13 protein-coding genes are annotated in these 14,765 nt (G+C 70.1%); 4 read left to right on the forward strand and 9 right to left on the reverse strand.

The window, feature by feature from the left end:
- Positions 1–11: 11 nt before the first annotated feature.
- Positions 12–647 carry a TetR/AcrR family transcriptional regulator gene (locus GRX31_RS24545; protein ID WP_034389704.1) on the reverse strand — a complete coding sequence of 212 codons (636 nt, stop codon included), beginning with the start codon at positions 645–647 and terminating at the stop codon, positions 12–14.
- Between the two features lie 191 nt (positions 648–838).
- On the opposite strand from GRX31_RS24545, the gene GRX31_RS24550 reads away from it, so the two are divergent.
- Together GRX31_RS24550 and GRX31_RS24555 are read left to right on the forward strand one after the other, a co-directional pair.
- Positions 839–1,522 carry a LuxR C-terminal-related transcriptional regulator gene (locus GRX31_RS24550; protein ID WP_013804635.1) on the forward strand — a complete coding sequence of 228 codons (684 nt, stop codon included), beginning with the start codon at positions 839–841 and terminating at the stop codon, positions 1,520–1,522.
- A 5-nt stretch (positions 1,523–1,527) separates the two neighbouring features.
- Entirely contained in the window at positions 1,528–3,510 is a 1,983-nt protein-coding gene (locus GRX31_RS24555) for a sensor histidine kinase (protein ID WP_160855332.1), read from the forward strand.
- Here GRX31_RS24555 and GRX31_RS24560 read toward each other — a convergent pair.
- Positions 3,479–5,038: a serine hydrolase gene (locus GRX31_RS24560; RefSeq protein WP_160855334.1), complete on the reverse strand. Its 1,560-nt coding sequence runs from the start codon at positions 5,036–5,038 to the stop codon at positions 3,479–3,481. The genes GRX31_RS24555 and GRX31_RS24560 overlap by 32 nt on opposite strands.
- 142 nt (positions 5,039–5,180) lie before the next feature.
- Positions 5,181–6,299: a tRNA 2-thiouridine(34) synthase MnmA gene (gene mnmA / locus GRX31_RS24565; RefSeq protein ID WP_016449575.1), complete on the reverse strand. Its 1,119-nt coding sequence runs from the start codon at positions 6,297–6,299 to the stop codon at positions 5,181–5,183.
- Positions 6,300–6,401: 102 nt separating this feature from the next.
- Between mnmA and GRX31_RS24570 the strand changes: the two genes are divergently transcribed.
- Positions 6,402–7,328 (forward strand): LysR substrate-binding domain-containing protein, encoded by a 927-nt coding sequence (locus tag GRX31_RS24570; RefSeq protein ID WP_160855336.1) that lies wholly within the window; start codon positions 6,402–6,404, stop codon positions 7,326–7,328.
- 17 nt (positions 7,329–7,345) lie between these two features.
- On the opposite strand, the gene GRX31_RS24575 is transcribed toward GRX31_RS24570, so the two are convergent.
- From GRX31_RS24575 to GRX31_RS24600, 6 genes are read right to left on the reverse strand one after another with little or no spacing between them, the layout of a single operon-like run.
- On the reverse strand, positions 7,346–8,122 hold the full coding sequence (locus tag GRX31_RS24575; RefSeq protein WP_034366441.1) for an enoyl-CoA hydratase: 777 nt from the start codon (positions 8,120–8,122) through the stop codon (positions 7,346–7,348).
- Between the two features lie 11 nt (positions 8,123–8,133).
- Positions 8,134–9,138, reverse strand: coding sequence for a Bug family tripartite tricarboxylate transporter substrate binding protein (locus GRX31_RS24580; RefSeq protein WP_047328029.1), 1,005 nt, complete (start codon positions 9,136–9,138; stop codon positions 8,134–8,136).
- A gap of 36 nt (positions 9,139–9,174) precedes the next feature.
- Positions 9,175–10,341 (reverse strand): CaiB/BaiF CoA transferase family protein, encoded by a 1,167-nt coding sequence (locus GRX31_RS24585; protein ID WP_202396707.1) that lies wholly within the window; start codon positions 10,339–10,341, stop codon positions 9,175–9,177.
- A gap of 48 nt (positions 10,342–10,389) precedes the next feature.
- Positions 10,390–11,175, reverse strand: a complete 786-nt coding sequence (locus GRX31_RS24590) for a citryl-CoA lyase (protein WP_043825133.1) — start codon at positions 11,173–11,175, stop codon at positions 10,390–10,392.
- Positions 11,176–11,206: 31 nt separating this feature from the next.
- Positions 11,207–12,706: a class I adenylate-forming enzyme family protein gene (locus GRX31_RS24595; RefSeq protein ID WP_160855340.1), complete on the reverse strand. Its 1,500-nt coding sequence runs from the start codon at positions 12,704–12,706 to the stop codon at positions 11,207–11,209.
- Between the two features lie 56 nt (positions 12,707–12,762).
- Positions 12,763–13,800 (reverse strand): tripartite tricarboxylate transporter substrate binding protein, encoded by a 1,038-nt coding sequence (locus GRX31_RS24600; protein ID WP_046986853.1) that lies wholly within the window; start codon positions 13,798–13,800, stop codon positions 12,763–12,765.
- 153 nt (positions 13,801–13,953) lie between these two features.
- Between GRX31_RS24600 and GRX31_RS24605 the strand changes: the two genes are divergently transcribed.
- Positions 13,954–14,760, forward strand: a complete 807-nt coding sequence (locus GRX31_RS24605; protein ID WP_016449568.1) for an IclR family transcriptional regulator — start codon at positions 13,954–13,956, stop codon at positions 14,758–14,760.
- Positions 14,761–14,765 lie beyond the last annotated feature (5 nt).

Here is a 14,765-nt window from a genome sequence, read left to right on the forward strand (position 1 = left end):
CCGGGCCGAGCCTAGGCCTGGCGGGCCTTGCGCGGCTTCTTGCCGTCCGGCACGCTGACCGCGCGCACGCCGCCGAAGAACAGCTGGGACACCATGGTGCCTATGGCGTCATGGTCCAGCGTGCCGCCCGGCTTGAGCCAGGTGAAGGTCCAGTTGATCATGCCGAACAGCAGCATGGCCAGGGGCTTGCCCAGGGCGCTGTCGGCGGGCTCGCCGCGCACCTGGGCAATGGTCTGCGCAAAGGCGGCGACCACGCGGCGCTCCACGTCCAGGATGCGCTGCTGGTCTTCCTCGCGCAGGAAGCGCACGTCCTCGGTCAGCACGCGGTGGGCATTCTGGGCCTGGGCGTACTCCTGGCCGAAGCCGCGGATCAGCGCATGCAGGCGCTGCTCGGGATCGGCATGGGCCTGCAGGGTGTCGTTGACCAGGGCTTCGAGACGCAGCACATGCTCTTCGGCAATGCGCACGGCCAGGTCGTGCTTGTCGATCACATAGTGGTAGAGCGTGGCCTTGGAGACGCCGCAGGCCGCAGCCACCTCGTTCATGGAGGTGCCCGCATAACCGCGCTGCGCGAACAGCTGGGCGGCGTGGGAGAGGATCATTTCACGCTGGCCATCGTAGCCAGCAGGGTCACGTACGCGTGCCATGCGGCGGCGTCCTTTCGGTAGGTGTCGTTGCCAGGGTCCGCCCGTGCGGCCCGGGCCGGAATTATGGACGGCGCAGCGGCACGCGCCCCCGCGATTACCAGTTTTCAGGGATATGCAAAGATGCGGGCTTCGCCCACAGTCGGGCGGCCATCCTGCCCCTTTTTACGCCCGCCGCTGCGCACGCCTTTTCCATGCCCGCCCACCTGCTTGTCCCAGAGTCCACGCTTCCGGCCCCGGTGCTGGTGGTGGAGGACGAGCCGCTGATCCGCCAGCGGCTGCAGTCCGTGCTGGGCCAGCTGGGCTACACGCCCGATGCCCTGCTGTTCGCCGGCTCCCTGGCCCAGGCCCGCGCCTGCCTGGCCGAGCCCGTGGCGCTGGCTCTGGTGGACCTGGGCCTGCCCGACGGCAGCGGCATCGACCTGATCGCCGAGATGCGCAGCGCAGACCCGGCCGTGGGCATCCTGGTGATCTCGGCCTGGAGCACGGAGGACGCCATCCTCGCGGCGCTGCGCGCAGGCGCCACCGGCTATGTGCTCAAGGAACGCGACGACCTGGAAGTGTCGCTGTCCATCCGCAGCGTGCTGCGCGGCGGCGCGCCCATCGACCCCTTCATCGCGCGCCGCGTGATCGCCGAGCTGCAGGGCGCGGCACCGGCCACGCCGGAGAGCAGCGGCACCGAGTCCACGCTGAGCGCGCGCGAAAGCCAGATCCTGCGCCTGGTGGCCGATGGCCTGACCAACCGCGAGATTGCCGAGCAGCTGCACCTGTCGCGCTACACGGTGGAATGCCACATCAAGCACATCTACCGCAAGCTGGCCGTGTCCTCGCGCACGCGCGCCGTCAACACGGCACGCGTGCGCGGATTGCTGGGCTGACGGCCATGGGCGGGTGGCGCCGGTGGTTCGGCCCGGTGCGGCGCCTCGCCCTGGGCCAGGCCCTGGCACTGGGCCTGGCGGTCCTCCTGTGCAGTCCCTGCGCCTTGGCCCAGGCCTGCCTGCCGCAGATCCTGTCCATCCAGTCCGCCAAGGCCGCAGGCCAGGGACCGCCGCCCATCGCCAGCGCGGTACGCGACTGGCACAACGTGACCCTGCCCGACCACTGGCTGGACCGCTGGCCCGGCTACAGCGGCGCCGTCTGGTACCGCATCGACTGGCAGCGCGGCTGCGCTCACCCCCCTGCCGCTTCTGCCACCGCCGCCGCCGATCCCGTGGCGCTGGCCCTGCACTCCATGGTCATGGCCGGCGAGGTCTTCGTGAACGGCGACCTGCTGTGGCGCGACCGGCACCTGGTCGAGCCCCTGTCGCGCAGCTGGAACATGCCGCGCTTTTGGCTGCTGCCCGAATCCGCCCTGCATGCGGGTACCAACAGCGTGTGGATACGCGTGCACGGCCTGGCCGAGCAGACGCCCGGCCTGGGCGAGGTGCGCCTGGGCGAGCCCGAGGCGCTGCGCCGGTGGCACGCGCAGACCTGGTGGAACCAGCGCACGCTGTTTGCCATGAACATCGTGGTCTCGCTGGTGCTGGGCGTGCTGTTCGCCTTTGCCTGGCTGCAGCGGCGCGCCAGCAAGGCCTTTGGCTGGTACGCGCTCAATGCCTTCTGCTGGGCGCTGTTCCTGGCCAATATCCTGGCCACCGAGGCCTGGCCCTTCCCCGACACCCTGGCCGTGGCACGCGGCAACCTGCTGGTCTTTTTGCTGTTCGGCCAGAGCTTTTGCCTGTTCACCTGGCGCTTCGGAAAACTGCACCTGCCCCGGCTGGAAAAGCTGCTGTGGGCGCTGACGCTGGCCGGCATGGCCGCCGCCATCTTCGCGCCCTGGCCGCTGGTGGACGGCGTGCTGCACATCGGCCTGGTGTACTTCGGCATCTGCGTGGCCGTGTCGCTGCACTTTCCGCTGCACGCCTGGCGCACGCGCGAGCCGGGCCACCTGGTTTATGCAGCCTGCCTGCTGGTCTTCCTGTGCGCGGGCCTGCACGACATGCTGGCGCTCAAGAAGGTGATCGGCCCCGCCACGCCCTGGATGCCCTATACCGCGCCGCTGACCATGCTGGCCCTGTCCATGGTGCTGGGCCGGCAGTTCGTGCTCAGCATGCGCCGCATCGAACAGTTCAACCAGGAGCTGACCGACAGCGTGGCGCGTGCCTGCGACGAGCTCGGCGGCACGCTGGCGCGCGAGCATGCGCTGGCGCTCAGCCACTCGCGGCTGCAGGAACGGATGCAGCTGGCGCACGACCTGCACGACAGCCTGGGCGGCTCCCTGGTGCGCTCCATCGCCATGGTGGAGCAGGCGGGCACCCCCATGCACAACCGCCAGTTCCTGTCCGTGCTCAAGCTGCTGCGCGACGACCTGCGCCAGATGATCGACAGCGGCACCAGCGTCTCCGTCACCGTGCCGGACACGCCCCAGGCCTGGATCGCGCCGCTGCGCCACCGCTTTGCCAGCCTGTTCGACGCGCTGGACATGCAGTCCGACTGGCAGGTGCCGGCCGCCTGGCCGCAGCCGCCCGGTGCGCTGCAGTGCCTGGCGCTGACGCGCGTGCTGGAGGAAGCGCTGGCCAATGTGATCAAGCACAGCCGCGCCCAGTGCGTGCAGGTGCAGTTGCAGTGGCCCGAGCCGCATTGGCTGATGCTGCGCATCACCGACGACGGCGCAGGCTTTGACGTGTCCGCCGTGCAGCAGGCCGGCATGGGAGTGGGCCTGCGCAGCATGCAGGCGCGCCTGCAGCGCCTGGGCGGCCATCTGGACATGGATTCGGAGCCCGGCGCCACCGTGCTGGCCGCCTGGCTGCCCGTGCCCGGCGATCACCTGCACGACGGCACGGAGCAGGCCACCCTCAGCGCGAAAAGCGCCCTATCCCCGCACTGACGCCGGCCGGGGTCAGCACATCGTCGAAATACTCCAGCGTGAGCTGGTTGCCGTCGAACGTGGCCTTGGACAGGCTGCCCGGCGAATCGCCCTCGGGCACGAAGCTGAAGACCTCGCCATCCCAGTGGCTGAGCAGCATGCGCTGCGAACCCAGGCTGACCTGCAGCCCCCCGCCGCCCGTCTGCAGGCTGACCTGGGCCGGCCCGTAGAAGCGGTTGGCGTAGCTGCCCACATAGGCGCCCAGCGGCCGGGGCGGTCGGGGGAAAGGAGGCCGGGTCTTGCCTGCCAGCTCGCCATGCGGCTGCATGATGGGTGCCAGCCGCTTGGTCCAGATGCTCTCCCAGTCCTGGCGCTGGCGGCCCCATTCGACCTGGTCCAGGAACTGCGAGACCACGATCTCGGGCACGCCGATGGGCATGCCGTTGGTCAGCACCACGATGCCCAGCTTGAGCTCGGGCATGACGGTGAAGCTGGTCGCGCTGCCCGTGCCGAAGGCGCCCGAGTGGCTGTAGGTGGTGCGCCCCGCCTCGGACACGCCCACGTTGAAGCCGAAGCCGTAGTAGCGCGCAGGCTCGCCGTTGCCGGCCGGCGACTGCAGCATCTGCGGCGACAGCGCCGTGCGCAGCGCCTGCGCATCGACCACCTGGCGGCCCTCGAAGCGGCCTTCGTCCAGCAGCATGGTCATCCAGCGCGCCATGTCGCGCACCGTGGAGCTGACGCCGCCGGCGGCCGACTGCGCATCGGGCCGGCGCACCGGCCCCGTCTGCCACACGCCATTGACGCGCAGGTGGCCGGCCGCGCGGTTGGCGCGCGCCTCGAAATCGGCAAACAGCGAGCTGGTCTGCGTCATGCCCAGCGGGCCGTAGACGGCCTGCTGCGACAGCGCCGCCCAGGACTGGCCCGCGATGGCGGCCACCGCCTCGGCACCCGTGGTCAGGCCGAAGTTGCTGTAGGCGTACTGGGTGCCCACGGGCCGCAGCGGCAGGTAGCGCAGGCGCTCCAGGATCTGGCGCTGGCTGTAGCCCAGCTCCTCCAGCGCATCGCCGGCCTGGCCGGGCAGGCCCGAGCGGTGGGCATACATGTCGCCCACGGTGATGCGCTGGGCGGCATCTGCGTCCTCCAGCGTCCACCAGGACAGGCCCTGCTGCACGCGCGTGTCCCAGGACACGCGGCGCTGGCCCACCTGCTGCGCCACCACGGTGGCGCCCACGGATTTGGAGACGGAGGCGAGCTGGAACACCGTGTCCGCATCCACGGCCAGCGACGAGCCCAGACGGCGCACGCCCATGCCCTGGGCATAGACCAGGCGGCCTTCATGCACCACCGCCACGGCCACGCCGGGCACGCCCGTGCGCCGCATCTGCGCGCGCACCTGGCCGTCGAGTTGATCGAGCGCACGCTTGACGCGGTCCGTCACGGGCGGATCGATGGGATCGCCCCAGGACACCTCGCCGTTGCATCCGGCCGTGGCCACGGCGCCAAGGGCCGCTCCCAGAAAATGCCGGCGCGCAAGAATCGATGAAGCCATGGGGTCTCCTGTGGTGCTGTCGTGAAGAACAAAAGGAAAAAGAAAAAGGGGCGGTTGTGCCGCCCCCCGTGACGATAGCAAAACGCGACGGGCCGAATCCTGCCCGGCATCAATGCCGCATCAGTGCCGCGTCAGTGCTGCATCAGTGGGGATCCACCGCCGCGATGATGCCGCCGCCCAGGCACACGTCGCCGTCGTAGAGCACGGCCGACTGGCCGGGCGTGACGGCCCATTGCGGCTCGGGAAAATCCAGCCGGAAGCCCTCGGGCGTGGCGCCCGAGATCAGGGCCGGCGAGTCGGGCTGGCGGTAGCGCGTCTTGGAGCCGTAGGCCTTGCCCTCGGCGGGCGCGTGGCCGGCCACCCAGCTGACCTGGTCGGCCAGCAGCGACTGCGACAGCAGCCAGGGGTGGTCATGGCCCTGCACCACGCGCAGCGTGTTGGTGTCCAGCTCCTTGCGCGCCACGAACCAGGGCTCATGGTCGCCGCCGCCGCGCGGCGCGCCCTTTTCCTTGACGCCGCCGATGCCCAGGCCCGAGCGCTGGCCCAGCGTGTAGAACGACAGGCCCACATGCTTGCCCAGCTTGCGGTTGCGGTCGTCGAGGATGTTGCCGGGCTCCTTGCTGATGTAGCGGTTCAGGAAGTCGCGGAACGGCCGCTCGCCGATGAAGCAGATGCCCGTGGAGTCCTTCTTCTTCGCGTTGGGCAGGCCGATCTCCTCGGCAATGCGGCGCACCTCGGTCTTCTTCAGCTCGCCCACGGGGAACATGGCCTTGGACAGCTGGGCCTGGTTGAGGCGGTGCAGGAAGTAGCTCTGGTCCTTGGCCGGGTCCAGCCCCTTGAGCAGCTCGAACAGCTGCGTGCCGGGGTTCTGGCGCACGCGGGCGTAGTGGCCCGTGGCGATCTTCTCGGCGCCCAGGCGCATGGCGTGGTCCAGGAAGGCCTTGAACTTGATCTCGGCATTGCACAGCACATCGGGGTTGGGCGTGCGGCCGGCCTGGTACTCGCGCAGGAACTCGGCGAAGACGCGGTCCTTGTACTCGGAGGCGAAGTTCACATGCTCGATCTCGATGCCGACCACGTCGGCCACGGCGGCGGCATCGACGAAATCGACATTGGACGAGCAGTATTCGCTGTCGTCGTCATCTTCCCAGTTCTTCATGAAGATGCCGACCACTTCATGGCCCTGTTGCTTGAGGAGATGGGCCGTGACAGCGGAGTCCACACCGCCCGACAGGCCCACCACGACGCGGTGTTTAGTCATGGCATCGATTATCCCAGCGCCCTTCAAAGGCTGCGCGCCACGGGCTTTGCAGCCCTGCGCCAGCAGGAATAATGGCCCTCCTGCTCCCTAGGAAACGCCCGCATGCGCTACGACCTGACCGATCTGAAGCTGTTCATGGCCATCGCCCAGGCCGGCAATCTCTCGCGTGCCAGCCAGGCGCGGCACCTGACGCCCTCGGCCGCCAGCCAGCGCCTGCGCAATCTGGAGCAGGCCCTGGGCTGCCAGCTGTTCACGCGCGAACACAAGGGCATGCGGCTGACCGAGGAAGGCCACGCCATGCTCGAGCATGCGCGCGGCGTGTTCGCCGCCATCGACGGCATGGAGGCCGAGGCCGCCCTGCTGGGCAGCAGCCTGCAGGGCAAGGCAACGCTGGCGGCCAACAGCTCCTCGCTGCACGGCTTCATCGGCCCGCACATCGGCGAGTTCCTGACCGCCTTTCCCGAGGTGAACCTCACCCTGGTGGAGCAGACCAGCGAGACGATTGCCGCCAGCGTGGCCGAGGGCGAGGCCGACCTGGGCGTCTACGCGGGCGAGCCCATGGCGGGCGCCGTGGCCTGCGAGACCTTTGCGCTGGACCGCCTGGTGGTGATCGCCCCGCCCAGCCATCCGCTGGTGCCCCAGCCGGGCGAGAGGCAAGACGACGGCGAAGGCCCTTCCTGCCGGTTCTTCGACACCCTGTCCCATGCCTTCGTGGGCATGGCGCTGACCAGCAGCAACTACGCCTTTCTGCGCGAGCTGGCCAAGCGCCATGGCCGGCCGCTGCGCTGCCGCATCCACGTGGACGATTTCACCTCCATCGTGCGGCTGGTCTCGCAGGGCGTGGGCCTGGCCATCATTCCGCACAGCATCTACCGCAGGCTCGGCACCGCGCATGCGGTGGCCTGCCTGCCGCTGGAGGAAACCTGGGCACGGCGCCCGCTGCAGCTGGTGCGCTCCAGCGAACGGCCGCTGACGCCCACCGCGCAGCGGCTGCGCAGCTTTCTGAAAGGGCTGGCCGACAAGGCCTAGCCCGGCCCGGCCTGGGTTCAGTGCTGGGCCTGGGCCTTGGCCTGCTTGCGCTCCAGGAAGGCATTCATGTGGTGCTGCGGCTCGCCCGTGTTGAAGGCCGCGCCGAACTCGGCCACGCTGTCGGTGATTGCCGAGTCCACGCCCATGCCCTCCCAGCGGCGCAGCAGGCGCTTTTGCTGGCGCAGCGCCTCGATGCCGATCCCGCCCAGCCCCTCGGCAATCTGCGCGATGCGCGCATCGAGCTGGTCGCCGGGCACGCATTCGTTGAGCAGGCCCCATCGCTCGGCCTGCAGGGCGCCGATGTTCTCGCCCGTGAGCAGCAGCCAGCTGGCGCGCGTGCCGCCGATCTGCGCGGGCATCATGGCCGCGTGGATCACCGAGGGAATGCCGACCTTGACCTCGGGCATGCCCACCACGGCATCATCGGCCGCGATGCGCAGGTCGGCCGCCATGGCCAGCTCCAGCCCGCCGCCCAGCGTATGGCCCTGCAGCCTGGCGATCACGGGCACGGGGAAATGCCGCACCGCGTTGCACAGGTCGCGCAGCCCGCTGATGAAGGCGCGTGCCGAGGCGGCGTTGAGCGACGCCATCTCGCGGATGTCGGCCCCCGCCACGAAGGCGCGCGTGCCCGATCCGCGCAGCACCAGGCAGTGCAGATCGGGGCGCTCGGCCAGCTCGGCCAATTGCGCGGTCAGCGCGCGGATCACGGGCGTGCCCAGGATGTTCAGCGGCCCGCCGCCGGTGATGGTGAGCACGGCGGTCTGCGGGGTGGGAAAGGTCACTTGTGCATGCACGGCAGATCTCCTCAAAGTTTCTCGAATCCGATGTCGCGGATCAGCTGGGACCAGGCCCGGTTGGAGCGCTCCACCGTCTGCCTGAACTGCGCAGGCTCCTGGAAGTCCACGACGGCGCCCTGCTGCTCTATGGTCTTGATCAGCTCGGGCTTTTGCAAGGTCTTGCGCATGGCTTCGCTGAGCCTGGCAAGAATGGCGGGATCGAGCCTGGCAGGCGCGCCCAGGCCGTACCAGGACATGTCGTTCATGGGCTTGAGCCCGGCCTCGGCATAGGTGGGCACGCCGGGCAGGGCCGGCAGGCGCACGGGGCTGGACACGGCCAGCGCACGCAGCTGGCCGCCCGCGATCAGCGCACCGGAAGACGGCATGTTGTCGAACACCACATCGAGCTGCCCCGCCATCAGGTCGTTGAGCGCCGGCCCCAGGCCCTTGTAGGGCACATGGGTGAGGGTGGTGCCCGTGGTGCTGCCGAACAGCGCACCGCTCAGGTGGCTGAGCCCGCCATTGCCCGAGGAGCCGTAGTTGAGTTTGCCCGGTGCGGCGCGCGCCGCGTCGCTGACGTCCCTGGCGCTCTTGTAGGCCGAGCCTGCGCTGACCACCATCACGCCCGGCACGTTGGCGATGTTGGTGATGGGGGTGAAGTCCTTCACCGGGTCATACGCGGGCTTGGCGTAGACGTTGGGGTTCACGGCATGCGAGCTCTCCACCATCATCACCAGGGTGTAGCCGTCGGCCGGCTGCTTGGCCGCATAGGCCGAGCCCGTGCTGCCGCCCGCGCCGGGGCGGTTTTCCACCACCACGGGCTGGCCCAGCGTCTCGCCCAGGTAGCGGGCCGCCACGCGCGCGATTACATCGGTGGCGCCGCCCACCGCATAGGGCACGACCAGGCGTACGGGCCGCTCGGGATAGCTTCCTGCCCCTGCCGCCCCCGCTGCCCCCGCTGCATATGCCAGCGGCATCCCCGCCAGCGCGGCGGCTGCCACGGCGGCCTTCAGTGCTTTCATGCGTTTCGTCATCCTTGTCTCCTTCTTGGCTTGTCGATGTCTAGGGATTCAGAGGTCCTGCGGCGCCGCACCGAGCACGGGCGGCGGCGGCACCTGGGCGCCGCTGCCGGCCGGCACCATGGGGTTGCGCACCAGCTTCAGCGTGCCCAGCTGCGGGTGCTCCACCGTCTGCAGCATCTGGCGGTGCCGCACCTGCGGATGGGCGAAGACCTGCTCCATGGTGTTGATGCAGCCCCAGGGCACCTGGGCGGTGTCCAGCGCATCGGTCAGGGCCTGCAGCGGCCAGCGGCCCAGCGCCGCGCGCAGCAGCGGGCGCAGCTGCGCCTTGCCGGTCAGGCGCGCGGCATTGGTGGCAAAGCGCGCGTCCAGGTGCCAGTCCGTGCCCAGCACGGAGCACAGGGCGGCGAACTGCCCGTCATTGCCGATGGCCAGGATGAAATGCCCGTCTGCGCAGGCAAACACCTCGTAGGGCGCGCAATTGGGATGGGCGTTGCCCGTGCGGCGCGGGTTCTCGCCGCTGACCAGGTAGTTGGCCGCCTGGTTGGCATTCATGGCCACGGCCACGTCCAGCAGGGCCAGGTCGATGTGCTGGCCGCGCCCCGTGCGCTGGCGCTGCACCACGGCCGCCAGCACGGCGCTGGTGGCATACATGCCCGTCATCAGGTCCACCACGGCCACGCCCGTGCGCAGCGGGCCCGCGCCCTCCTCGCCATCGGCCACGCCCGTGTAGCCCATGAGGCCGCCCAGCCCCTGGAACACATAGTCGTAGCCGGGCTTGTGCGCAAACGGGCCGCTCTGGCCGAAGCCCGTGATCGACAGGTAGATCAGCCCGGGGTTGATGGCGGCCAGCGCCGCGTAGTCCAGCCCGTGGCGCGCCAGCGCGCCGGCCTTGTAGTTTTCCACCAGCACGTCGGCATCGCGGATCTGGCGCAGCAGCCAGGCATGCGAGGCCGGCTCGGTGAAGTCCAGCGCCACCGACTGCTTGCCACGGTTGCAGGACAGGAAGTAGGCCGACACGGCCTCGCCACCGGGGGCCTGCACGAAGGGCGGGCCCCAGGCGCGCGTGTCGTCGCCCGTGACGGGACGCTCGATCTTGAGCACCGATGCGCCCAGGTCGGCAAGGTTCTGGGTGCACCAGGGTCCCGCCAGGATGCGGGACAGGTCCACCACGCGCAGGCCGTCGAGGGCGCCGGACAGTCCATGGGTTTGTTGCATGGACTCCATGCTCGCGGCATGGCGCGCGGTGGTCCATCGGTCATTGCTTCACGCAGCGTTCGCGGAAACTGCATGCCCCGCGTAGGGGATGGCTTCCTCCACCGTTTCCCAGATGAACCGGCCCGACGGGCTTTGCTGCTCCTCCACCACATGCGCCACCAGCCCGGCCGCCCGCGAGATGACGGCAAAGCCGCGCATCACGGCCGTGGGCACGCCGATCTCGCCCAGCAGGGCGGCCACGGCCCCCGTGGCATTGATGGTGATGGGCCGGCCCGCTGCGGCGTCCACGGCGGCGGACAGGGTTTCGAGCGCGCGGATTCTGCTGCCCGCCAGTTCGGGTTCGGCACGGCCCATGTCCAGCAGCTTGTAGGCGCGCGGGTCCACGGGCTTGTGCAGGTGGTGGCCGAAGCCGGGCACGGGGCTTTTCAACGCCTTGTGGTGCCGGGCGATGGCGCGGGCCTCGGCCTCTGGGTCGGCGGCGGCGGCAATGCGGTCGAGCAGCGCGGCGCAGTTCTCCATGGTGCCCACGAAGGAGCTGCCCACGGCCAGCAGGCCGGCCGAGACGGCGCCCTGCAGGTTCTCGGGCGCGCTCATGTAGATGAGGCGCGTGGCGATGGCGCTGGGCGTGAGGCCATGCTCCATGAGCACGATGAGCACCACATCGGCGATGCGCAGGTCCACGGGGCGCGGCGTGCGGCCCAGGATCTGCATCAGCATCACCTCGGTGAATGTCTTCTTGCCCATCAGGTCCTCGACCAGGTCGGCATCGCGGTAATGCAGGCTGGTGAGGGTGTGGGTGCACAGGCGGGTGACGGGGGGTTGGGGGGTTGCCATGGCCAGGGTCTCCTTGTGATGGTGTGCGGGATCAACGGGGTGCCAGCGCAAGCTCGCGCACGGCCGTCTTGAGCAGCTTGCCCACGGGCGAGCGCGGCAGGCTGGCGTGAAAGTGGATGCGCTTGGGTGTCTGCACGGGGCCCAGGCGCTGGCGCACGAAGGCGATCAGCTCGGCCTCGCCCGGGCGCTGGTCGGGGCGCAGTTCGGCGCGCAATTGCACGGCGGCCTGCACGGCCTCGCCCCAGTGGTCGTCGGGGATGCCGAAGACCACGCACTCGTGCACGGCCGGATGCTGGCCCAGGGCGTTTTCCACATCCACGGGATAGACGTTGAAGCCGCCCGTGATGACCAGGTCCTTCAGGCGGTCCTTGAGGTGCAGGTAGCCCTGCGCATCGATCAGGCCCCGGTCCCCCGTGTGCAGCCAGCCGTTCACCAGGGTCTCGGCCGTCTTGCCGGGCAGGCGCCAGTAGCCGCTCATCAGCAGATCGCCGCGCGCCACGACCTCGCCCACCTCGCCCCGGGGCAGCAGGCGGCCGTCGGGCGCCATGATGGCCAGGTCGCTGAACCAGGTGGCCCGGCCCACGGAGGTCCACAGGCCTTCGTCCTCGAAGTCCTCGGGCCGCATGGCCGTGAGGATCTGCGGCGCCTCGGTCTGGCCATAGGTGGTGGCCAGCACGGGGCCGAAGAAGGCGCGCACCTGGCGGATTTTCTCGGGCGGCATGGCGGCGCCGCCGTAGATGAGGCGGCGCAGGGCGGGGAAGTCCGCACGGCTGGCGCCCGGCAGCGCCATCAGCATGTAGATAAGGGTGGGCGGCATGAAGCACACGGTGCCGCCGCGCAGGGCAAAGGCGCTGCGCACGGCCTCGGCACCCGCACCGTCCAGCAGCACATGGCAGCCGCCCTGCGCCAGGATGGGCAGCAGGTAGGTGGACGTGCCATGCGTGATGGGCGCGGCCATGACGTAGCGGTCATGCTCATCGAACCCCCAGGCCTGGATCTGGTTGGCAATGCCGGCCATCCAGGCGCGGCAGGGCTGCATCACGCCCTTGGGCAGGCCCGTGGTGCCGCCCGTGAACTTGATGGCCTGGATGGCATCGGCGGGCAGGTCGGGCATCACCGGCAAAGCGCCGGTCTGCGCCTGCTCCAGGGCCGCCGTGCCCTCGCCCAGCACCAGGTGGATGCCCGGCGCCCCTTGCACCAGCGCAGCGCCACCCGCATCGCACAGCACGATGGAAGGCTCGGTGGCATCGATGATGCGGCGCACCTCGGACTGCGTGCTCTTGGGATTGAGCGGCACCCAGACCTTGCCGCTGGCCATCACCGCCAGCAGGGCGGCGACATGGTCTGCGCTGTTGCCCGCGCAGATGCCCACGCGGCTTTGCACGGCGGGCTCCAGCGCCTGCAGGCCGGCCGCCAGCGCGGCCACCTTGCGGGCCAGCGCGTCATAGCGGATGCAGCCGCCCGGCGCGTCGATGGCGATGCGCTGCGGCCAGCGCTCGGCCGCGCGCCAGAAAAAATCAATGGGTTGCATGGGGGTCGTCTCCTTGTGGTGCGGTTGTGTCGAGCTTTTGCCGAACGTGTGTCGAACTACTGGGCGGTGGCGCCCGAGGCCTTGACCACCTCGCGCCAGCGCCTGATCTCCGACGCCGCAAAGCTGCGCATCTGCGCCGGGGTGCCGGGCTCGGGCGTGGCGGCCATCTCGCCCAGGCGCTGGCGCAGCTCGGGTGCGGCCAGGGCGGTGTTCAGGGCATGGTTCAGGCGCTCGATCACGGCGGGCGGCGTGCCCGCAGGGGCGGCCAGGCCGAACCACGACTGCACGTCGAAGCCCGCATAGCCCGACTCCGCCAGCGTGGGCACATCGGGCAGCAGCGCCGAGCGCCGGGCGCTGGTGATGGCGATCGCGCGCAGCTTGCCGGCCTGCACATGGGGCAGGGCCGAGGGCGCGTTGTCGAACATGGAATCCACCTGCCCGCCGAGCAGGTCGGTGATGGCCGGTGCGCTGCCCCGGTAGGGCACGTGCAGCATGCGCAGGCCCGACAGCTGCCGGAACATCTCGCCCGACAGGTGGATCGACGAGCCGCTGCCCGACGAGGCGAAGCTGATGCCCTGCGCACTCTGCCGGGCATGGCGCACATAGTCGGCCACGTTCTGTATGGGCAGGCGCGGGTTGACCACGAGGATGTTGGGAATCTTGGCGATCAGGCCGATGGGCTCGAAGTCCTTGACCGGGTCATAGCCGAGCCGGGGGTAGAGCGAGGCATTGATGGTGTTGGCAATGGTGTAGACATACAGCGTGTAGCCGTCCGCAGGCGCCCGCGCCACGGCCTCGGCGCCCACATTGCTGTTGGCGCCCGTGCGGTTGTCCACCACCACGCTCTGGCCCAGCTGCTCGCCCATCCTGGCGGCCACCAGGCGTGCGATCACGTCGGTGGCGCCACCGGCCGCATAGCCCACCACGAGCCGCACGGGCCGGGCCGGCCAGGCCGCCGGCTGCGCCAGCACGGGCGCGGGCGCCAACGCCACGGTCGCGACGGTCGCGGCGGCCATGCCGGCCAGTGCGCAGGTGAAGGAACAGGCCAGCAGGCGCCGGCGCGCCCACGGATTGAAACGGGCAGGGGTTGTCATGTCTTGTCTCCAGGTGATCGTTCTGATGTCCGCTGATGTCTGCTGATGTCCGCTCATGTCTGCCTGTGTGGGCTTTCGACGGCCTGCGGCACACTGCGCGCTGCACGCAGGCCCTTTTCTGCCCTGCCTGCAATCACCGGGAAATTCTTTTCCATGCCTTCGCGCAGCACCAATCCAAACGTCCGGCCAGCGGACATTCCAGTCTCCGCCGACGATGCCGGCAGCCGCACCCTGCGCCGTGGCCTGCAGGTGCTGGACGCCGTGCTGGCCGCTGGCCGCGAAGGCCTGCGCGTCGCCGACCTGTGCCGCGCCACGGGGCTGGAGCGCGCCACGGTGTACCGCCTGCTGTCCACCCTGGTGGACAGCGGCTATGTGGCGCACAGGGGGCGCTTCGCCTATGCGGCCGGCCACCGGCTGGCGGCCACGGCCGCCAGCGCGGGCCAGCCCAACATGGCCGTGCGGCTGCAGCCCGTGCTGGAGCGCGTGAGCGCGGGCTGCGCGGACGCGGCCTTTGCCATCGTGCGCGAAGGCGCGGCATCGCACTGCATCGCCCGCCATGTGGGCACGCATCCGGTGCAGATCCTGGTGATCCAGGTGGGCACGCGCCAGCCGCTGGGCGTGGGAGCGGCGGGCCTGGCCCTGCTGGCCGCCCTGCCCGATGCCGAGGTGCAGGCCGCGATGGCGGCCAACGCGCCCGTGCTGGAGCAGTACGGCGGCATGACGCCCGAGCGCATGGCCCTGCTGGTGAAGGCCACGCGCCAGCGCGGCTGGTCCGTCATCGGCAACCATGCCACGCGCGGCGTGCTGGCCGTGGGCATGGCGGTGCGCAATGCCGAAGGCGAGCCCGTGGCCGCCGTCAGCGTGGCCTCCACGCTGGAGCGCATGCCCGGCGAGCGCCAGAAGCTGATTGCGCGCTCGATAGGCGAGGCCCTGGCGGCCCTGCTGCCGCGCGGCATCTGAGGCCA

Source organism: Delftia sp. CH05, from assembly GCF_009827015.1.
Classification (GTDB): Bacteria; Pseudomonadota; Gammaproteobacteria; order Burkholderiales; family Burkholderiaceae_C; genus Comamonas; species Comamonas tsuruhatensis.